This is a genomic window from Saprospiraceae bacterium (assembly GCA_016713025.1).
Lineage (GTDB): Bacteria > Bacteroidota > Bacteroidia > Chitinophagales > Saprospiraceae > OLB9.
The window spans coordinates 1,219,718-1,240,420 of the sequence record JADJPZ010000004.1 but is presented as its reverse complement, the minus strand read 5'-3'; the positions used below and the strand labels follow the sequence as shown (position 1 = coordinate 1,240,420).

Below are 20,703 nucleotides of genomic sequence, written 5' to 3'. Positions count from 1 at the left end.
AAAATGTCTGAGCATAAACCCAAAGCTATCGTCCTCGCGGACGGTATGCTGCATGAATCTGATGCTAAAACAGCCCATGGTCTGATACGCGGCACAGAACGTTTCACGATATGTGCTGTAATAGACAGCAAACATGCCGGTAAGGATGCCGGCGAAGTGCTGGATGGAAAACATAGAAATATCCCAGTTCTGTCAAATATAGAAGAAGTAGTCCAGCAAATACTTGATATTCAGTATTGTATCATTGGAATAGCCACCGTAGGAGGAGTACTACCCAAAGAATTTTTGCCCGTCATAAAATCATGTATACATCACGGTATGTCCATTGTCAATGGTTTGCATGAATACCTGACCGATTTTCCCGATTTAGTACAATCTGCAAATGATTCTGGTGTACAGCTAATCGATGTCAGAAAGCCAAAAAATAAAAAAGACTTACATTTCTGGTCCGGAGAAATATTTAGTGTTAAATCACCAATAATCGCTGTTTTGGGCACTGATTGTGCATTGGGAAAAAGGACTACCTGCAGATATGTAATACAAGCTTGTCACAATGCTGGACTCAATGCGCAAATGATATACACAGGTCAAACAGGTTGGCTGCAAGGCGGGAAATATGGCTTTGTCCTGGATTCTACATTGAATGACTTTATATCCGGCGAACTGGAACATGCCATCGTCAGCTGCTGGAAGGATACACATCCAGATGTCATATTCATCGAGGGTCAGTCGGCTTTAAGAAACCCAAGTGGCCCTTGTGGCGCAGAATTGCTGGTATCCGGCAATGCAAAATATGTCATTTTGGTACACGCTCCCAAAAGACAGTTTTATGAACATACAGAGTCCTGGGGCGCCATCCATGCACTCAAATCAGAAATAGAATTGATCAGAATGTATGATTCGCAAGTTATTGCTATTGCCATCAATACAGAGGATTGTACAGAAGATGAATCGAAACAATTTCAAAGCATGTATGAAGAAGAATTGGATATACCTGTGTTACTACCATTACAACAAGGAGTAAATGGTATTATCCCTATACTCAGAAATTTAATTTCAAGCGATACTCTATGAAAATTGTAAGTTTTGAATCCACTTTGCAAAAATTTCCACTAACCAAACCTTATACCATAGCGTATAAAACTATATTTGATACTGACATAGTGTTATTTGAATTGAGACTTAGCAATGGTATTGTGGGCTTCGGTGCATCCAATCCTTTTCCGGAAGTCGTGGGTGAAACACCACAAAATACAATGGAAAACCTGCAAAGTGATGCCTTACAATTTCTCATCGGCAAAGACATCAACGATTTTCAACAATTAATAAACGCAGTAGTCAGGCTTTTTCCTGATTTACCTGGTACGCAGGCAGCTATAGATATTGCCCTTCATGATGCCTTTGGCAAATATAAAAATGTTTCGGTGCTAAATATATATGGACAAAAAATCAAACCCCTTCCAACATCGATCACCATTGGAATAAAAGATGTCAGTGAGATGATAATGGAAGCCAAACAATATTATGAGCAAGGATTCAGGATTTTAAAAATTAAAACAGGCGTAAATATTGATGAAGACATAGAAAGAGTAACTAAAATCTCCGAAACATTTGGGAATAAAATGATCATCCGTGTGGATGCCAATCAGGGATATGATTTGTTTGCATTGCAACGGTTTATCAAGGAAACAAAAAAAATTGATATCGAACTCATTGAGCAACCTTTGCCTGTTAAAATGGATGTTGAGTTAAATAAACTGGAGGAAAGCGAAAAAAGCATTTTGGTAGCAGATGAATCCCTGATCAATATTCATTCAGCCATCAAATTGGCTAAAAGAACACAACCATTTGGTATATTCAATATCAAACTGATGAAGTGTGGTGGTATCATGGGTGCACGTCAAATTTCTGAAATTGCTCTAAAGTCCGGTATTTCTCTCTTTTGGGGATGCAACGATGAAAATATCGTCAGTATTACGGCAGCAATGCACGCAGCCTATTCATGTAAAAACACAAAATATCTGGACCTCGATGGCAGTTTAGATATTGAAGATCCATTTTTTTTAGGTGGGTTTACCATAATAGATGGCTATATGTACCCAAATGATCTGCCTGGGCTTGGAATAAACCATTGTTAAAGTATGTTTAAAATGTTTCTTAGTTGTTAATCAATAGATCATGTTCTGACTATACAATAATCAACTCATTTTGCTTGACTAGGGAGTCAGGCAACCAAAAAAGACGACTATTTTGAAATTAGTTCATAATATATTGAATTTAAGCACATTAAGATATTAGCTTGTTTGACTATACGGTCCTCAGTCGTTTTGGATTATAAATTAACTAATCAAGCTCATAAACTCTTCAAAAATGAAACAACATCAGTCAACGAATCTAATCTTGCATCCGGTAAAGAGTTTTTATAAGCAAAAGAATTATCATTTTTATCGCCTACTAAAATGGTTTTCATACCTAAATTATTTCCAAATGCTATGTCTCCATCCGAATCTCCTACCATTAGGCATTTTTTGAAATCAATTTCAGGAAAATCACTTTTTGCTTCTAAAGCCATACAAGGATTTGGTTTTCTGCATAGTGGATCAAGATCTCCTTTATATGGACAGTAATATATTTCATCAATTCTGCCTCCGTGATACAAGATACAGTCCAACATCTTTTCATGAATATCCTTCAAATCATCGTGTGTAAAAAATCCTCTTTCTATACCTGCCTGATTGGTCACAATAAATACTCTATGAAATAGAGCTGATAACTCTCCGATAGCATCTAATACTCCGGGGAGAAACCTGAATTCTGACCAGGATTTAACATAATCGTTAGGTAGACGCTCATTAATAACTCCGTCCCTATCCAAAAACAAAGACCAGGATGGATCGACTTTAAATGTTGGCCAGCAAAAAGGTACATGTGTTTTCATGAGTGTTCTAATTCTACTGAACAGCAATTATGACATAAGCCCGAACGAAATTGGATTACGAAAATAGTTTAACACAATCCAATTTGAAAAAAGTAATGATTAGTAGCCCAGCTTAGTCTTTAATCCTTTATCCAATTCTTCCAAAAACTCCTCAGTATACAAATAATGTGCACCATGCGTCACTTTATTGCCATGGATGATTACAGCCAGATCTTTGGTCATTTTTCCACTTTCGACAGTCTCAACGCATACATCTTCAAGCGCCTGACTAAATTTGATAAGATCTTCATTGCCATCAAGTTTACCTCTGAAAGCAAGCCCTCTTGTCCATGCATATATAGACGCTATCGGGTTTGTTGATGTTGGTTTTCCAGCCTGATGGTCTCTGTAATGTCGGGTAACGGTCCCATGAGCGGCTTCAGCCTCCATAGTCGTGCCATCGGGTGTGATGAGGACTGATGTCATCAATCCCAATGAACCGAAACCCTGTGCCACTGTATCAGATTGGACATCACCATCATAATTTTTACAAGCCCATACAAAACTACCATTCCACTTTAAGGCACTTGCAACCATATCGTCGATTAATCTGTGTTCATAGACTATCCCTAATTCATCAAATTTTGATTTGTAGTCAGCCAGGTATATCTCTTCAAATATATCTTTAAATCTTCCGTCATATTTTTTAAGAATTGTATTTTTTGTCGAAAGATATAATGGCCACCCTTTGGAGATCGCCATATTAAAACAAGAATGTGCAAATCCTTTGATAGATTCATCAGTATTGTACATACATAAAGCTACACCATCTCCTTTAAAGTCAAACACAGTCCAACTTGTTTCGGCACCATCTTCGGCTGTAAAAGTCATCGTCAGCTTTCCTTTTCCTTTGGTTACTGTATCTGTGGCTCTGTACTGATCACCAAATGCATGTCTCCCGATGATAATCGGAGAAGTCCAGTTGGGTACAAGACGAGGTACATTGCTCATGACTATTGGTTCGCGAAAGACAGTTCCATCCAGGATGTTTCTTATGGTACCATTTGGCGACTTCCACATTTGTTTTAGGTTAAATTCCTTAACGCGTGCTTCATCAGGAGTGATAGTAGCACATTTGATCCCGACTCCATATTGTTTGATAGCATTGGCAGCATCAATGGTGACCTGATCATCAGTTTCATCACGATATTCCATACCAAGATCATAATATTTGATATCAATATCCAGATACGGGACTATCAGTTTATCTTTTATAAATTTCCAGATAATTCTGGTCATTTCATCTCCATCCAATTCCACTACCGGATTGGTCACCTTGATTTTTTTTATTCCCATTTTTTGTATTTTTTATTTTTGAATTATTGTAAAGAAGTGCAAATATACGTTTTTCCAATTATTCTTGAAAACATGTGGGCATTAATAGTTGAGACATAAAATCATTTCAATTAATTACTTATTTCGATTGAATAAAAACTATTTATGCTACATTTGCGTTTTTAAATTTGTATTTTAAAATTATCAGTACAATGTCAGATATACAGGAAAATCAGATCAATATAGAATTGTCAGAAGAAATCGCAGAAGGTACTTATTCCAACCTTGCTATCATTTCACATTCGCACTCTGAGTTTATAGTGGATTTCATACGTTTGGTGCCGAACGTACCAAAAGCTAAGGTTAAATCACGAATAATCCTAACACCACAACATGCAAAACGTCTGATGAAAGCACTTATGGACAATGTCAAACGATATGAAAATCAGTATGGAAACATTGAAGATCCTGATGCTGGCATGATGCCTCCCATGAATTTTCCCACAGCAGGAATGGCCTGATCTTAATGTTTGATCATCTTATAAAATAACTAAAAAGAGGGATTTAGTGGCAGTTTGATCAAGGTGATAAAAATCACTTTTGGGAATCTCAAAATAAATCCAAAAGATCGAAACTATTTTTGATCTGAATGGTTTAAATGGCAGTACATTAGCTATTATCAAATAAAGTAATGCTGCCAGCTGATTTAACTAAGTTATATTACTCTATCGGCGAGGTCGCCGAAATGTTCGGTGTTGCTACATCGGTCATCAGATATTGGGAGGGCGAAATACCCTATTTGAGTCCGGCAAAGAACAGTAAAGGTGAAAGAAGATACACTCCAAAAGATATCCATAAACTCGAGAGTGTTTACATCCTAATCAAGGAAAGAGGATTTACAATTGATGGGGCAAAAAAAGAACTTCAATCTGAAAAATCTACCAGCAGAGAACAAAATCAAATGCTTAAAAAATTAGTTTCTTTAAAAACTGATATCCTGAAATTGAAGAACATGATTGAGTCTGATGAAAATTAGTAATCAGCCTTCTACTTCATCCAAAAACACTTCCAAGATCCTCCATTTAAAAGCTTTCAGAAGTTTTGCTTCAGACAGAAAATTGATTGCGAAAGTTTAAAATCATAATTGTTGAATTCTAATTCTCCTTTGTCAAATTATACCCACTTTCCTATTGATTGGAAACTGTGTTAACTCACCAGTTTTGACTGTAATTTAACCATTCATTGATATTTCACAATGAAAAATTATCAGATTTCGGGCTGATTACCTTTTGATGAAAGTATAATTGACTTAGATTTTTTAGAACTACGCATTGAAAACCTTCAATACAGACTGAAGTAGAAAACTTTATACATTTTAACCTCCAACCATCATTCATTAGTGTGAGATCATTTGGATATTGCACCGAAATATTATCTTGAAAGTCAATCCACCAAAAAAGGCCCTGCAATACTGACTGCAGAGCCTTTAAAGTATTTCACATGAATTTTATCATTCAAATATCACCTTCTTGGTCAGTACTCCCTCTTCAAATCTGAGTTGAATAAGATACATTCCATCCTGAAGATTTTCACGACGAACAGCAACAAAAGAACTGTTGACATCATTCATGTTTCTGAGCATTCGTCCGCTGATATCGTAGATAGCGTATGATTTTACAGGCTTGTTGTCAGCTACAGTAATGTTGATTTCAGAAGTAGCCGGGTTTGGAGCGAGTTTTAGATTTACCTGGGCATCAGTGACGCTTGTTGATGCAGACCAACAATTTAATTTTAAGGCAACACATGCTCTAGGTGCAAAATAACCCAAGATAGTGTCGATATATTTTCTTGCTGATACAGCATTTGTATTACAATCCTTAGTGTTTGGATCTGTTCCTGGTTTAGGTTGCGCTGCATTTGTCCACTCCCATGGAGAACCGGAATCATTAGGTGTACCTTCAAAACGATAAAAACCTAAATTTGTAGTTTTACTCGCTGCTTTAAAAGGGTCTTTTCCGGCCGGAATCGTTTTAAAGATTTCATTTAATCCCTTTCTATCGGCTATTGTAGCAACGTCACATGATCCTGAGACTTCAACAACTGGCTCAGGTCCCCTTTGAGTTGGTACCCTTAAAATTGATGTTTTACACGGTGCAAAAGCATCACTACCGACATGAAAAGAAATTATAGGGGTTTCATTGGATGAAATCCATGATGAATCACCCAATGCACCTCCCATATTTACTGTAAGTGCATACTCTGAGTTAAATCCTTCATGATTTGGAACACTTAAGGTGTCACCAGCTTTGAAGAATAATTGTAAAACAGGTACATATTGTTCGGTTGCAACTGTTGGAGGACCATCTCCGTTGATTAAACCATTTTGAGCTTCAATAATCATGGGAATTGAAGTTGTAGCTGAGGTAGGAAGCAGCCACTTACCACCAGGGGTATTGGTGATTTCAGAGTATTGATTCAAAAATGCACTTGCCAAAGACAAGTATCCACCTGTTCCTACACCCCATACTGTAATTTTTGTGGTATCAATACCATGTGGGTTACTTAAGTCCTTAACACTTTTTTTGAAATAACGTACGTAACTATTTACGTCCTGAACCCCTCTGTAGGCAGCTTGTATCAATGAATAACGCTTCATGATCTCTAGGGCTATAGTTGGGAGCCATCCTTGTCTATATTCTACTACAGCAACTACATATCCCATTTTAGCTAATCTGGTAGCCATTTCCACATTGACAGAATCGGCAACTGTTCCACCACATGATCCGTTAACAGCATATGGAAAAAAATTACCCGTGTGTAAAAATATAATCAATGGTCTGTCTTTTTTAGCATCTCCGTCAGGTGTATAAAATTGGGCCCTAAGTGGTTGGCGTACTGTACCTGCAGTTGCTGGTGGAGTAGCCGACAGCCCTCCTACCCATGGCATTACTGAAAAATTTTGTTGCAACCCAGTTGCAGGTCCTAAAGTAGATACATTTACCTTGGTAAATACTTCTTTTGTAAATCGCCCCTCCTGAGCAATAGAATAGTTTGAGATAGTTAACAGAACTATCAAAATGAATAATTTAGTAAAAATTCGCATGTGAAAAATTTTTTTAATGTTAATTAATGAATTTTAGATTTAAAGTCATATGTAATAGTAAGATAAGCCATTCTGCCGATTCTTGGTCCACCATAAGTTTGGAACTGTTTATTATTGAGCGCATTGGATGCACCCAGTTTTACAACCAAATGATATTTTGGTATAGTATAATTGACCTGTGCGTCCACCAAATCGTAAGTCGGAATCAATCCGGTAAACTGAGGAGAGCCTTCAAATGTAAAACTTTGAATCCATTTATAATTCAGGTTAAAACCCAGAACATTTTTACCTTCACCCAACGGAATATCTCTACCTGATACACCGATATTGTATTTGTTTCTAGGTGTATTGAAGGCCGGAACAATATCATCATCTACCTGTGTGATGAGATTGTTATAACTGTAGTTTCCATTAAAAGAATAATATCGTCCAAAGTAATAATTAAAGCCCAATGCAAAACCCTGCGAATTGACAATTTTATCTGAATTTGCTGACACTCTGACTGCTTTAATATTAGTAAACTGTCTGATAGGGGTTGGAGGGAAACCTGGAATCAACTCAACATATATAATAGGTATTTTTAATCCAATCTGGTAGCCAATAAAATCATCATAAACGTTATAGTAATAACTTGCATCCAAAAATAACTTTTCAAACAATGTTGTCCTGTAACCGACTTCAAAAGTTTTGACTTTTTCAGATCTTATAGGACCTATAGAGATCTCTTTTAATGCAAGCCTCGGATCATTTCGGTTATCCAAAAACGAATTTAAAGTGACTAAACTATCATACCCATTTAAATTCCCCAGCAATCTGGCAGGCCCAACTTCCAAATCCAGGTATTGATCGGTCAACGTCGGATTTCTGATGGCGGATGAAAATGAAACTCTCAGATAATTATTATCAGATGGTTTCCAGACCACAGAACCAGCCGGTGAAAACAGAAAATCAAAATTCTGATTTTTATCTAATCTTGTGGCCGCTGATAAAGTAAAATTACCGAATTGTTTACTAGCTCCTCCATAAACACCAAATTCTATATTGGTGATTCTTTCTGTTTCATCGGTAAATATAGTACCTTCAGAATTGGGTTTGTACATTCTGCCATTGGCACCAATAGTGACTTCTTTGAAGAAATCTGAAGAAAATTTGTATTCACTATGTATATGAAACAAAGCAGAACGATCAAAAAATCTTGTGCCATTTTCAACCCTATTATTTTTTCGAGAAGTGATAGAATTAAAAAGGGAGTCAAATCGTGGCGTACCAGGCTGATAAAAATCATTAATGTTAAAGGTCCTGTTGGAAGATGATGCAAAATTTTGCGCTTGTCTGTGAAAATCATCCAAAACACTTTTATTTTCTTTTTGCCATTGTTGGAAATTGTCTTGTGACATACCGAGGGCTTTCAATTTGTTGAAAGAATTATTTCGTTCCCACCAGTCACGGTATGCCCTATCCCATGAATCATTGGATGAGCTGGCTTCAATCATTTTTTGAGCAGTAAAATATGGATCATATGAATCTCCTGCATCTTCATGTGTTGCGAAAGCCCTAATAAAATATTTATCTTTTTTTCTGAATTCAAGACGATGTTGATAGAACTGTATACCCCTAAGACTAAATCTATTATCCCCCTGATAGACCGTGGTACCGTAGCCAAAATTGGATGAAGCAATAATTTCAGGGGATTCGAAATCCTTTGAAGGGTTTGTCCTAATATGGACCGCCACACCGGATTTGATATTTCTGGTGTCGTAATCTACCAAATCTTCCTCCTTGTAACCTCTTCGGTGAAAAGTATTTAACCCTGTAAAAGAATTAAAGTCTGTACCATTAAATAAAATATTGTATTCATCACCATAAACGTTTACTGCATTGGATCCTCCCGGGTTTAATGCAGCACTAAAAATGTCATTCCCTCTTGCATCAGTGATCGGGTAATAATTGTCAGCTCCCCAATCATTGGCTCTTAGGTAAGAGAAATTAAGCTTATAGGCTAAAAAAGGCTTACCGCTTTTATTTTTAAAGACATCAGCATATCTGACAGCTGTCTCCAGAAGAGACCTCTCACCCACTTTGACACTGGCCGCCAATCCTTTACTGAAAAAAGGATTTTTGGTCTCCATAGCGATGACACCATTGAAGGCATTCGGTCCATAAAATGCAGAGCTGGCGCCTACTACCAGATCCACTTTTTGTATATCCAACTCAGAAGAACCCAGGAAATTACCAAGTGAAAAGTTTAAGCCTGGCGATTGGTTATCTACACCATCTATAGTCTGTAATGAGCGTACCGGACTGGTACTGTTGAAACCCCTTGTATTTATAACTGTAAATCCAAGGCTTGCGGTCGTAAGGTCAACCCCTTTCAATGAACCTAATCCGTTGTAGAAATCTGTTGACGCAGTTTGTTTGATAGCTATAGCATCGAGAGATTCAATAGTGAGTGGCGCAGCTTTTTGTTTTTCAGATATTCGTTGCCCTTTTATTTCTACACCCAAATCTATTGTAACAGATTCTTCCCCAAGTAATATTTTCAATTTTTGCCCGGAAACTGTCACTTCTATATCTTTCGGCGTGTAACCTATATAAGAGATGTTTAACACACAAGGCAACTTATCTACTTTTAGTTCAAATGATCCATCAAAATCAGTAACTGTCCCCTTGGTAGGGTCATTTTTTAATATCACGTTGGCTCCAATCAATGCTTCTCCATTACCTTCATCTAAAACTTCCCCTTTGAGAGTAATCTGGCCGGATAAATGGTTACAAATAAAAATAGAAAGAAAGAAATATAAAACTTTGATATATGGCTTAATAGTCATAATGTGGCGTAATGAAAGATCGATTGTTAACAAATTGTAAAAAACAGGTGCAAAATAACAAGAATTTATAAAAACAAGCTATTTCACTATTTTTTTTTTATTTATTTTAATCAGAAAACCGTATCCGACTTCAGAAATACTATTGTATGAAAAAAATAATATTTTATATTATGTATAATACCCAAATTTTCAAAATGCTTTTTGAAAATATTTGGATTATACCAATTTTTTATTTGGTTATTGTATTTTTGGGCTAACATCAACCAACCGACCACTCTTTAAAGTATTTCATGAATATTTTGGCCAGATTTTCAGCATCTGAGATGGCTCTATGATGAACGCCAGTAAATTCAAAACCCTCCAGTTTTACAGCTTTTTTCAAGCCTGGTTCATCTTTTAAATTTTTAAGTTCTCTATATGCAGGCTTAAGATTGTAGTGATGATCTAACCACTGTACATCAAGGCGATGGAGTTCGCAATCCTGTGCAAGTTGCTGGCAGTCATATTTACCCCAGGATATAAGGCAATATGGCTCGTCTTCTACTCCGATCCAGTCCATAAACTCAGAGATGACATGTGGGTATACTCTCGAGCGTTCGATATCTTCTTGTGAGATAGAAGTGAGTTTTTTACAAAAGTCAGAAAGAATAGGATTGATCGTAGGTTTTACAAATTTAGAGAATTTTGATTCAGCTTCTCCGTAATCATTGACCTTAATAGCACCGATCTCAATGATCTCGTTTAATCCTTTTGGCGGTCTTCCAAGCCAACAGGTGGCTTCCAGGTCAAATATTATATAATTCATTTTTAAGTCTTAAGTATGCCAGGCTTTCTTCCAATTCATCTTTTCTTCCAAACCGTAATCAATCAATCTGTTTTGATAAAAATATAATAATCTGATATTTTTACATGTAATTTTGTCATGATTGATCCGTTTCAAAATATCAGAAGCATGATAAATGCCTAATTTTTGAAAACCTTCATTAATAAGTTTTAGGTCATCATTCCATGGTTCATCTGACAGTAACAAAGCGTTATTTTTTGAAAGTGTTTTTATATGCTCAATTACCGTGACAGCATTTTTATAAAAAAGTTCATACGGGATTTCATACTGACTTATCTTCTGGTTTAAGAATTGAAACAAATCTGTGCCATTGTATTCCTTATAAATAGTGTGAAAGGCAACAAATGATACAACGTTGGATGATAATACAACATTAAATCTGCGATATGAATCCACCAGATTTTCACCGAGATACTTGGCATAAACCCCTTCTCTTTGCCTGTTACTGGAAAGTTCTCCGTCAAATGTAAAGTAATCACCCATATTGACTTTGTGACCGAACTTGTCAAAACTATTGCCATCCGCATCCACTTTGTTTCCGAATACATCCATAGGATCGCCAAAAGACATATACACTTCTGATGACCGTGTATATAAGTCTTTTACAAATCTGATGATGGTACCAAAAGTCAAACCTGCCGGGCGCGCTCTTTTATATTTTTCTTTTCCAATGATTTGCAGATGTTGTTCTATCAGTTGTGAGGCTTCTAAAACAAAATGATATCCCACACTTAAAGGAATCACAAATATTTTATTTTCATTACCCTTCTCCAGATGTAATCTCTGCGCTTCTATTGAGGAACTGATGAGTCCCAGTTTTAACTTATCTTCTATAGATCCACTCCTTGATCTAGTCCCTCCCGGAAAAAAAAAAGACAATTGACCCCTTTTATGATCGAATAGCTGGCCATAGATTTCAGACATTCCAGATAAATAGGATTCTTTTTCCTTCTGTCCACTTTAAAAGCCCCAAGTCTATTGATGAAGTAACCTACTATTTCCACATTGAATAGATTCAGCCCGGCTCCATACGAAAATGAAGGCAAGCCGACATTGGAATCAATAGCATAACCTATCATAATTGAATCAAGATTGCTGTAGTGTGTGGGCATAAAAACTACTGTACCTTTATGAAACAGGTTCCTTATGAGATCAATATTTCCGCGGAGTTTGATTTTTCCTGAAGGCTTCTTTTTGACCCCAGCGCCAACTCGAGGGTCCAAAATATCTATTGAAAATCCTTTTAAAAAATGATGTTAAAAACACGCGTGAAAACTTAAAAGCACCGGGCTTAAAATTCCCTACAATTTCTTCTGCATACCTGTTGATGATTCTCTTGAGTAGTTCTAATTCAGCATCAAATCGATCTTCTCTGATAGTGGTATTCTCAAGCTCAGTGGATATGGATTTCCAGTATTCTCTTTCGTCAGGAGGATCAACCTTCCATGGATTTAGTTTGATCCTTTGATTTTCCATATAAATGGTTTTGGAAATCAAGTCATATAAATTGTGCTTATGAGTCTCCAGAATCTGTTCAATCACATAAGTATTCAGCTCAGAAATAAATTCTGCTCTGTATTTGCTTTGCATTGCTACAGGCCATTGACTTACATCAGGTATGATATGGGGATATGTATTATTCATCATGATATGTCAGGTATTCAGCACCGTTGCAGACTCAATAATCTGGTTTATATAGCTCAATATCTCTTCTTTGCCTGCATTTGTCTCAGAGCTTGTAATAAATTGTGGTGGCAATTCATTCCATGTTTCTAGCAATGCATTATTGATATGATTGATATTTTGAGAAATCTGATTTTTACTAATTTTATCAGATTTAGTAAAAACCACACAAATAGGTACTCCATTTTGACCACAACAACCAATAAATTGTTCATCTATTTTGTGTAAAGAATGTCTGATGTCAATCAAAACAAAAGCAAGAAATAAATTTGGCCTTTCAGTGAGATAAGTTCGTATCATCTTGCTGAAAGTAGCTTTGGTGGCTTTTGAAGTTTTTGCATAACCATAACCGGGTAAATCAACAAGAACCCATGAGCTATTGATTTCGAAAAAATTGAGCATTTGGGTTTTCCCCGGAGTAACTGATACTTTTGCTAAACCTTTTTTATTGGTCAGCATGTTGATCAGTGACGACTTGCCTACGTTGGATCGCCCTATAAAAGCAAATTCGGGTTTGCTGTCCTGGGGGCAAGATGCAACGTTGGGAAAACTGGCGATATATTCTGCTTGCTTGATTTTCATATCGGCACTGTTTTTGATATATTAAAATTAATCTAAATAAGTTAAATATTAATTATCAACACAATACATTAATTTACAGCCTGTTAAAAAATAAAATTAATATCTCTTCGGGTTAAATATAAGTTAAACAAGGTGCAAAAGTAACCATTTTTTACCCAATAATCCGTTTCGGAATTAATAACTTCTTTTTTTTATTATTTTATCATTTCAAAATCATTTTTTCACCCCAATCAAAAAATTAAAAGTCATGAAGCGATTCATTTTTTTCTTTCTGCTGGCATTTACTTCCTTAAATTCCTTTGCTCAAATAGAATTTGGGATAAAGACAGGATTAAGTTCTTATGATCTGGCCAAGGATGGTATCATCATCAATCAAGGAAATCAAAATATCGAATGGAATATACAAAACGCTGGTTATGGTCATCATTTCGGGATATATACCAGACTTTCCTTATTGGGAATATTTGTAGAGCCTTCTCTTTTATTCAATTCGAGTAAAGTAAATTATGACATAAAAACCTATGGAGAATCAGGTGTATTCAATACCATAAAGAGTGAAAAATATAATCATATGGATATCCCTGTCATTGCAGGCTTTAAATTGGGTGTCCTAAGATTTCAGGGTGGCGTAGTGGGGCACTTTTTTATCAACAGTGTTTCTGATGTGGTAGATATAAAAGGTTATGAACAACGATTTAAAAATGCCACCTACGGATGGCAAGCTGGTACAGGCCTGGATATATGGAAATTGAGACTTGACTTGATGTATGAGGGTAATTTTGATAAATATGGTGACCATATCACTATAGGCGGAAATCAATATTCATTTGCTGAAACTCCATCACGTCTGATGCTTACCTTAGGATATAAATTTTAATCAGATTTCACTATTCCGGCCTTTAATACTCGATTTTTTTGAGGGCCGGAATTTTTATCCATGCCAATGATGTGATCAACAAGGTCATACATCCTCCAAAAACTACTGACGGCACTGTACCTAAAAGTGATGCTGCTACCCCACTCTCAAACTGTCCTAATTCATTGCTGCTATTGATAAAAATGGAACTTACTGACGAAACACGCCCTCTCATGTGATCCGGAACCAATAATTGAAAGATAGTACCTCTTATTATCACACTGACGCCATCAAAAAGTCCACTGACAAACAATGCCACAAAGCTCAGCCAAAAGGATTGGGAAATTCCAAAAACAATGATACAAATCCCAAACCCACCCACTGAATATAACAGCTTAAATCCCTGACTTCCTGACAATGGAAATTTGGTCAAAAACAAAATGGCTAAAAAATTCCCTAAATAAGTGGCAGCCATGAGCAATCCAAATGCCTGGGGTCCGATATGGAGAATATCCTTTGCAAATACAGGCAATAATGCTGTTACTCCTCCAAAAAGTACTGCAAACATATCCAAACCCATAGCACCCAATAAAGCCTTTTGGCTATGGACAAATCTCAATCCTTCTAAAACACTGTGCCAGGTGCGGGTTTTACCAGGATCGTAACTCACTTCTTTCTCACTTATATGATTGAAAATAAAAACAGCAATGATCATCAATGTTATAGCGAAAATAAATGAAAAGGAAATACTAAAAAATCCAATCATCATGCCTGATAGTGTTGGTCCAACAACCGCTGCGAGTAACCATGTCATGCTATTTACTGAAGCGGCTTGAACCAAAGCAGCCTGAGGAACAAGTTGTGCTATGATGGCTGAAAAAGATGGTGAGATATATGCCCGCAACCAACCTGTCAGACCAACTAAAATAAAAATCAGATATTGTGTAAAAGTAATAGAATCTTTAAATACAGAATATTCGGAAATGACATACAGCATCATGATGAGAATGATGATATATCCGGAAATACATTTTATAATCAGGCTTTTTTTGGCGCTGGTATCTACTTTGACGCCTGCCGGCAAAGCAAAAAGAATAGCCGGTATTACTTCACTCAATCCCAGCATACCTAAAGCAAATTTGCTGCCGGTAAGCTCATAGAGATACCAGCCTAGCAAGACAGGAATCATTTTCATACCTATGGTGAAAATAAGTCTTGTCATCAAATAAAGAGAAAACTCCCTATTGATGATTCGAAATTGTAAAAATGTCTTTTGAATCAGAGTTGAAGCTTTTTCAAATTATTAAAACTGATTCCAATACTTTTAAGTGGCGGGTAATTCACACAACTATCTTGCTCAACAAAAAAATATTCCATCTTGGGAATAGATTTTTCTTGAAATATTTTTGAATAATCAATGATACCTGTTCCGACCTCTGTGAAAGATTGTCTTTCAGTATTATCCATATCCTTGATGTGCCAAAGAGAAAAACGGCCTGGATGATCTTTCATAAGTTTTATTGAATCAATGCCAGCTTTTTTTGTCCAGTAATGATCCAACTCAAAAGTAACCAAATTTTTATCTGTCTCATTGAGCAATATTTCATACGGAACGATACCATTTATTTTGACAAACTCAAAATCATGGTTGTGGTGAAATATTTTTAAACCATGTTGTTTTGCCATCTCACCACCTTTATTAAGCAAATGTGCAAACTTTTTATAATCATCAATGGTCTTTCTTTTATCCGCTGCCAGTCCGCCAGTTCCCAAATATTTCTGACCTACATATCTTGCATCTTTACATACTTCCTCAAATTGGTTGATTAGCCCCTTTTCACCTGATTCTTGACCTAATCCGATGTGACCAGATATCATTTTCAAATTCAAATCTTCCAAAATAGATTTAAAATCTTCTTTTGTCATCCCATAGAATTTCCCATTGCTGTAGCCGGCGTTTTCAACAAATGTGTATCCGATGTCCGCAATCTTTCTCAATGTACCTTTGACATCTTTGTCCATTTCATTTCGCACCGTATAAAGTTGCAATCCAATACCTTTTTTGCTCTTCTTGATCAGGTCAACCATTTTTATTGAGTTTAAAAATAAACTGGAAGCCCACATCATACCACCCACTTCAAGAAAGTATCTTCTATTCATTTTTAATATATTTTATTAACAATTAAGATTTATTGAAATTTGGTGATGACTAAATAGTTTTACCATTCCAAACGATAGCTCAACACCGGAACCAGACCTAATTGATTTTGCAAAATTACTTTTTTAAGCCATCTGTCATAATATCTGAAGCCATCATTTTGGCGGTTTAAAACATTTTGGATATCGAGAGACCATCTATGTTGGTACTTCTTACCTGATCCAGGCTGATACACCACCCTGAAATCCAATCTTTGATAAGGTGCAAATGCTGTTGAAAAAGAAGAGTTGGACTCATATATCGTCCTAGTTGACAAATTAGGCTCACTGCTTAAAACTGGTTCTCTCTGGCCTCCTCGCAAGTGATTTGATAGTGAAAAAGTAAGTACTTTGGCTTTATCTGTTCCTGATAAGTTTGTTTCATAACTTAAAAGTACAGAGGAAGTGTAACCATAATTATACTTACCCGGAAACCATTCTTCTACAAGTTCGGGAATCTGATATTCAGCATTAAAAAGAGTACCGTTCACATTGTAAGAAAACTTATGCTTATTTTTGGCATAAAAAACGTTATCTACCGAAGCACTTGCCCCGAATACTCTTCCTCTTGAAAAATCTTTGAATGATAAAACCGGATCAGTCAAAAACTGATCATATCCTAAAAAACTGCCGTTAAAAATATTAAAATGACTTTCTTTGTCTCCGCTACCCGCCAAAACATAATTGCTAAGGTCTCTCAACTGATGAAAAAAACCTGTGGCGTTAATGTTTAATTCATCGAGTATGTAAGATAGTGCAAGTTGTACGTTATGTGCTTTGACACGTGGTATTTTATCAATGTATTGCCGCAATGGCAGCGCAGGAAGTAGTAGCTGTGATGAATGCCTGTAGCCTGCCTCCATCGATAAGTGTTTTGACAAACCATAAGTTATAGTAGCAAAAGGTTCAGGAGTCCACTCTTCAGAATAGGAGTCGTACAATATACCCGAGCCTAGTTCATATTTAAACTTTTCGGTCACATTCTTTGAAAAATGAATATATGGATAAAATGATAATATTAAATCGGGCTTCCCCACCCTTCCTGTTATGATATCATTTGTTCGTCCGTTGGCACGTAAACCAATCTTCAAAACGTCTTTTTTTGTCAACTTTGAAAAATAGCTGTGTGAAGAAATCAATGATTCAATCTGATCATGAAATTGTCCATATGGTTGTCCTATCGTGGATAAAAATCTTTCATTTGTGGATTCACGTCTTTCATTTTTTCTTTGTGAAAATATCGTAGTGTTATGAAATGCCTTACCTCTCTTATACCACAAAAATTGTGCACCACCGATTACCATGTTACTTTTATAAAAAATGTCCTGCATATCCTTAAATCTGGAAATAGAATCAACATGGCTGACGGCCTGAAAATTATTACTGCTTGATCCCAGAGTTCCAAATATATTGAGATTGATTGTAGAAGATCTTATTATTTCAGCATTCATGGTAAAATCCTGATATCCTATTTTCTCATTTCCGTAATCCACTCCGTATTGTGACAGCAGGCCTACAAAACTATATCTGTATGCTGCATATATATTTTTAAATCTTGTGGAATTTTCATTTTTGGAAGATAAATTCAAACCCGCTTCCAATCCTATCAGATTTAGATCAATGAATGATTTTATCTTTGGTGCTAATTTCATGTCTGAAAGACCGGATAGGACGTCAGCCTTTGACACTTCAGCAGGATTTGCTTCAAAATGATAGTAGCCCAGGATGGAACCACTCAATGCATTGACACCGCCGGCACTCTCTGTCGATAGGTCATTGGCAGTACCGGCATTGCTCAAATGATTGGGATTGATAATATCGGCACCAAATAATTGCCATCTGGCGGTCTCCGGAGCTAAACCTCTGAAAATGATTCCATTTGCCCCATCATTGGGTGTACTGAAGCCCGGATATTTGATTAGAATACGTGCCGGATCCTGAAATGAAGCCGGCATCATTTTGTACTGATTTTGAGTCATAGTGAGATCGCCGGATTGGTAAGGTTTTTCGATAATAGTGACACCCGGCACCATGCCAGGTTTTATATTCATTATCGTATCTTCTATTACCTGCGACTTTCCGACATTGATGAAAATAGCACTGACGATAATGATTAATTGATACTTTATATTACGAAACATTTTATTGAATTAAACTGGCTTGATAAATGGTTATCATAGAAAGAACGATGGGAATACCAAAGGTTAAGAGTGTGCCTAAAAGAATGTACTCAGTGAGCTTTCGGTCTTTAGATTCCTTTAAATCCCCAAATCTGAAAACTGATTTTGCCGCCAAAAGAAAACCTACCGCTTCCCAACGATTAGCCAAAATGAATACAAAAACAAAGGATCTCTCCAATATACCGATGTATTTTCCGGCATTGAGCAGCGAATCGTCATCAGCTTCACCTATAAGATCAGACCAAGGTAAAAGCATCTTTTGAATGATGATAGATATAGGAAGTGTCAAAATCACATACCCTGTCACAAAAATGATGTTTTTGCTATTTAATATTTGTGAAATGTCAATAGATATCTCTCCATTTTTATATATGTCAATCAGTATAAAGATAGAGAAAATATGTAGTAGCTGGTCTAAAAAAAACCAATTTCTCTTTGTCTTCTCCTTCTGAAACACTAGTTTTTGCAAGTCTATCACATAGTGAACTACAGTAAACAAAAAGGCCATTCTCCACGCGCTCCATTCCCATAGTAAAATCCAAACCAACAAACCATGAATCGCTGAATGCAAGTACAAATAAATGCTTTTGTGCTTCTTTTGCTCTTTATCATGAACCCAAAAAGAAGGTTGTAAATAAAAATCTCCAATAAAATGTGCTAAAATCACTTTAGTTACCAATAATATCATTCTAAAGTCTTTATTTTTTTGACAAACATTTTGTTCAATTCCAACAAAACTTCAAGATTTGCTCTTTTGAGTCGTTGAGAGATGGCTGATTGCGCTATTCCTGTTTTTTTTGAAATATCTTCTTGAGGCACACTGTCATTTTGGAGTATTATGCTGACCATTTCTGCAGATGCCACTGTCCAAGAGTCCATGATTCCAAATAATGCCAGCTTCAGATACAAGTTCAATTCAGTATCCATAAGTTCATTGCCTGTATTGATTGCCATCGTTACTTTGCTTTTTTTCAAATCATCAAGCCCTCTTCCCGATCTTAAAAATACGGGGCCATTTGACTCCAATATATTTTCTCTCATCACATCTGCTTTGCCTATACCTATACTTATCCGTACATCCAAATTTTTGATTTTTTTCATTGTAGCTTTTATTTCCAATGCTCTTAAGAAAGCCTGGCTAGGTTCATCAATTTTTATTTGGAATTCATCACCTCTATAAATAGCCCAATCTGCTGGAGAGTCACCTACGGTTTTTAGAAAAGATTGGAGTGGCACTAACCATTTATCTTCAGTGAATTTCTCTGAATTAATGATATCTCCAGTCAATATCCCTATCATATTATTGATTTTTAGTACAAACGTACAATTTATTTTGCAAAATATTAGCTAATTCGCTAATATTTTAAATTATTAGCTAATTCGCTAATATTTAAAAAACCTTAATATATGAATAAAATTCAAGATAAATTATTAACTTTCTTTAGATTAGAAATTACTTCAATCTCCTACTCTTATCCATTATCTTGATAGGGTCTTGTCTAGTATCGAACACATCATTAATAAATATCTGATTATCATCAAACCTATAAATTATCTTATAATTTGATGCCACTAAATATCTGAAAACTGGACCTAAACTTTCTAGGTACAACTCCTTTTGACCTGCTTCCGGATTCTTTTTTAATTGTTTGGTAGCCTCTAAGATTTGTTTTCGAATTTCATGGGCAACTTTCTTATTAGCATTGACACTGTAATAGTCGAAAATATTTTTCAAATTTTCGGTGGCAAAATCAGTCCAAATAATTTTCATTTATTACCAATTAGCAGATATTTTTTCTAAATCTTCCTGAGTTTTATACTTACCATTTCTAATATCCAATTCTGACTTTTCTATTCTTTCTATTAATTCTTCGACTGTGAAAGGTGAGTAATTATTTTTTGTTATACCTTCTTTCTTCAATATCAGTTGCTCCAATGTTTCCAAAAACACTTCATCTTGTGATTGTGCTAAATACTGAATCAAATTTAATTTGCGAGTGGGTAAGTCTATCATTTTAAATTTTTGAATTTTTGAATTATTTGTATGTAAGAGTATGTTTAAAGTTATAACTAATTTTGATAGTAAAAGTTTGTAACAAAAAAGACATAATATTAAACAACCATCTGCCATTAAGGTGGATTTATTATAAAATTAGGGCATAACCTCATTGTTTTTCAG

General features: G+C 35.8%; 21 protein-coding genes. 5 read left to right on the top strand and 16 right to left on the bottom strand.

Annotation, left to right across the window (positions count from 1 at the left end; translation table 11 throughout):
- The first annotated feature begins 3 nt into the window (after positions 1–3).
- Together IPK35_11710 and IPK35_11705 are read left to right on the top strand one after the other, a co-directional pair.
- Positions 4–1,074: a DUF1611 domain-containing protein gene (locus IPK35_11710; GenBank protein ID MBK8053906.1), complete on the top strand. Its 1,071-nt coding sequence runs from the start codon at positions 4–6 to the stop codon at positions 1,072–1,074.
- A complete protein-coding gene (locus IPK35_11705) occupies positions 1,071–2,138 on the top strand; it encodes a dipeptide epimerase (GenBank protein ID MBK8053905.1) in 1,068 nt (355 codons plus the stop codon). Before IPK35_11710 ends, IPK35_11705 begins: the two co-directional genes overlap by 4 nt.
- Positions 2,139–2,353: 215 nt before the next feature.
- Here the strand turns inward: IPK35_11705 and IPK35_11700 are convergent, their stop codons facing one another.
- Together IPK35_11700 and IPK35_11695 are read right to left on the bottom strand one after the other, a co-directional pair.
- Complete coding sequence (locus tag IPK35_11700; GenBank protein MBK8053904.1) at positions 2,354–2,938, bottom strand: HAD family hydrolase; 585 nt, start codon at positions 2,936–2,938, stop codon at positions 2,354–2,356.
- A gap of 99 nt (positions 2,939–3,037) precedes the next feature.
- Positions 3,038–4,273 carry an NADP-dependent isocitrate dehydrogenase gene (locus IPK35_11695; GenBank protein ID MBK8053903.1) on the bottom strand — a complete coding sequence of 412 codons (1,236 nt, stop codon included), beginning with the start codon at positions 4,271–4,273 and terminating at the stop codon, positions 3,038–3,040.
- 191 nt (positions 4,274–4,464) lie between these two features.
- Here IPK35_11695 and IPK35_11690 point away from each other — a divergent pair, with 191 nt between their 5' ends.
- Positions 4,465–4,773: a DUF3467 domain-containing protein gene (locus IPK35_11690; GenBank protein ID MBK8053902.1), complete on the top strand. Its 309-nt coding sequence runs from the start codon at positions 4,465–4,467 to the stop codon at positions 4,771–4,773.
- 170 nt (positions 4,774–4,943) lie between these two features.
- Entirely contained in the window at positions 4,944–5,288 is a 345-nt protein-coding gene (locus IPK35_11685) for a MerR family transcriptional regulator (protein MBK8053901.1), read from the top strand.
- A gap of 474 nt (positions 5,289–5,762) precedes the next feature.
- Here IPK35_11685 and IPK35_11680 read toward each other — a convergent pair whose 3' ends face one another.
- From IPK35_11680 to IPK35_11650, 7 genes are all read right to left on the bottom strand, one after another.
- On the bottom strand, positions 5,763–7,328 hold the full coding sequence (locus IPK35_11680; protein ID MBK8053900.1) for a T9SS type A sorting domain-containing protein: 1,566 nt from the start codon (positions 7,326–7,328) through the stop codon (positions 5,763–5,765).
- A gap of 50 nt (positions 7,329–7,378) precedes the next feature.
- Complete coding sequence (locus tag IPK35_11675) at positions 7,379–10,183, bottom strand: TonB-dependent receptor (GenBank protein ID MBK8053899.1); 2,805 nt, start codon at positions 10,181–10,183, stop codon at positions 7,379–7,381.
- A gap of 259 nt (positions 10,184–10,442) precedes the next feature.
- Positions 10,443–10,988, bottom strand: coding sequence for an exonuclease domain-containing protein (locus IPK35_11670; GenBank protein ID MBK8053898.1), 546 nt, complete (start codon positions 10,986–10,988; stop codon positions 10,443–10,445).
- Positions 10,989–10,997: 9 nt separating this feature from the next.
- The gene (locus IPK35_11665; GenBank protein MBK8053897.1) at positions 10,998–11,906 is read right to left on the bottom strand and encodes a hypothetical protein; all 909 of its coding nucleotides are present in this window, start codon (positions 11,904–11,906) and stop codon (positions 10,998–11,000) included.
- On the bottom strand, positions 11,858–12,139 hold the full coding sequence (locus IPK35_11660) for a 1-acyl-sn-glycerol-3-phosphate acyltransferase (GenBank protein ID MBK8053896.1): 282 nt from the start codon (positions 12,137–12,139) through the stop codon (positions 11,858–11,860). Before IPK35_11660 ends, IPK35_11665 begins: the two co-directional genes overlap by 49 nt.
- Positions 12,140–12,179: 40 nt before the next feature.
- Positions 12,180–12,674 carry a hypothetical protein gene (locus IPK35_11655; GenBank protein ID MBK8053895.1) on the bottom strand — a complete coding sequence of 165 codons (495 nt, stop codon included), beginning with the start codon at positions 12,672–12,674 and terminating at the stop codon, positions 12,180–12,182.
- A 6-nt stretch (positions 12,675–12,680) separates the two neighbouring features.
- Entirely contained in the window at positions 12,681–13,292 is a 612-nt protein-coding gene (locus tag IPK35_11650; GenBank protein ID MBK8053894.1) for a YihA family ribosome biogenesis GTP-binding protein, read from the bottom strand.
- Positions 13,293–13,539: 247 nt separating this feature from the next.
- On the opposite strand from IPK35_11650, the gene IPK35_11645 reads away from it, so the two are divergent.
- A complete protein-coding gene (locus IPK35_11645) occupies positions 13,540–14,169 on the top strand; it encodes an outer membrane beta-barrel protein (GenBank protein MBK8053893.1) in 630 nt (209 codons plus the stop codon).
- Positions 14,170–14,191: 22 nt separating this feature from the next.
- Here the strand turns inward: IPK35_11645 and IPK35_11640 are convergent, their stop codons facing one another.
- The 7 genes from IPK35_11640 to IPK35_11610 form a co-directional block, all read right to left on the bottom strand.
- Positions 14,192–15,370: an MFS transporter gene (locus IPK35_11640; protein ID MBK8053892.1), complete on the bottom strand. Its 1,179-nt coding sequence runs from the start codon at positions 15,368–15,370 to the stop codon at positions 14,192–14,194.
- 56 nt (positions 15,371–15,426) lie between these two features.
- A complete protein-coding gene (locus tag IPK35_11635; protein ID MBK8053891.1) occupies positions 15,427–16,308 on the bottom strand; it encodes a sugar phosphate isomerase/epimerase in 882 nt (293 codons plus the stop codon).
- Between the two features lie 59 nt (positions 16,309–16,367).
- Entirely contained in the window at positions 16,368–18,485 is a 2,118-nt protein-coding gene (locus tag IPK35_11630; protein MBK8053890.1) for a hypothetical protein, read from the bottom strand.
- A gap of 1 nt (position 18,486) precedes the next feature.
- Complete coding sequence (locus IPK35_11625; GenBank protein ID MBK8053889.1) at positions 18,487–19,212, bottom strand: DUF3307 domain-containing protein; 726 nt, start codon at positions 19,210–19,212, stop codon at positions 18,487–18,489.
- Positions 19,209–19,823, bottom strand: a complete 615-nt coding sequence (locus tag IPK35_11620) for a transcriptional regulator (protein MBK8053888.1) — start codon at positions 19,821–19,823, stop codon at positions 19,209–19,211. Before IPK35_11620 ends, IPK35_11625 begins: the two co-directional genes overlap by 4 nt.
- 154 nt (positions 19,824–19,977) lie before the next feature.
- Positions 19,978–20,295: a type II toxin-antitoxin system RelE/ParE family toxin gene (locus IPK35_11615; GenBank protein MBK8053887.1), complete on the bottom strand. Its 318-nt coding sequence runs from the start codon at positions 20,293–20,295 to the stop codon at positions 19,978–19,980.
- A 3-nt stretch (positions 20,296–20,298) separates the two neighbouring features.
- A complete protein-coding gene (locus IPK35_11610) occupies positions 20,299–20,535 on the bottom strand; it encodes a hypothetical protein (protein MBK8053886.1) in 237 nt (78 codons plus the stop codon).
- Between the last annotated feature and the right edge of the window lie 168 nt (positions 20,536–20,703).